The following is a 483-nucleotide window of genomic DNA, read 5'->3' as shown; positions in this document are numbered from 1 at the left end:
CCACTTCGTCCTTGTTGCGGAACACGCGGGTGTTGGTGCGCTTGTCCATGATGGAGAGCGCGTCGCGCAGCACCAGCTGGTAGCTGGCCAGGCCGCCGTCGCTGTCGCCGGCGGCAATCTCGGTGATGATGCCGCAGATGCTGCGCAGGCCTCCCCGGTCGGTGACGAAGTCCAGCGCGGCGGGCAGGCCGATGAATTCCTTGAGCGGGAGCTGGGCGCGCGCGGAGACGCACAGGATGCGGTATTCGAGTCCGCCGCAGATGCTTTCGGCGCCGTACACGCGCTGCGGCAGCAGCATGTCGTCGGAGAGCTGGGTGGAGCAGTCCAGGCGCAGGCGCAGGGGGCGGTTGGTGGTGATGAGGTCCTTGGGCTGGACCAGGAAGTCGAGCAGATCGCTTTCCACTGGGGCTCCTCGGGGGCTAGGGGTTCGGCGATGATGGCACTGCTTTGGCAACGCTACTTTGAGCGGGCGCAACGTAAGGC

At 66.7% G+C, this 483-nt stretch carries 1 protein-coding gene; it reads right to left on the bottom strand.

Annotated features, from left to right (window positions below; all coding sequences use genetic code 11):
- Window positions 1–403 (bottom strand): contractile injection system protein, VgrG/Pvc8 family (locus GTP77_RS29885; RefSeq protein ID WP_371869421.1); only part of this gene is annotated, 403 nt, incomplete at its 3' end.
- Window positions 404–483 lie beyond the last annotated feature (80 nt).

Origin of the sequence: Pseudoduganella aquatica (assembly GCF_009857595.1) — a bacterium.
GTDB lineage: Bacteria > Pseudomonadota > Gammaproteobacteria > Burkholderiales > Burkholderiaceae_D > Rugamonas > Rugamonas aquatica_A.
The sequence above is the reverse complement of the archived record's forward strand: the minus strand, read 5'-3'. Positions and strand labels throughout refer to the sequence as shown.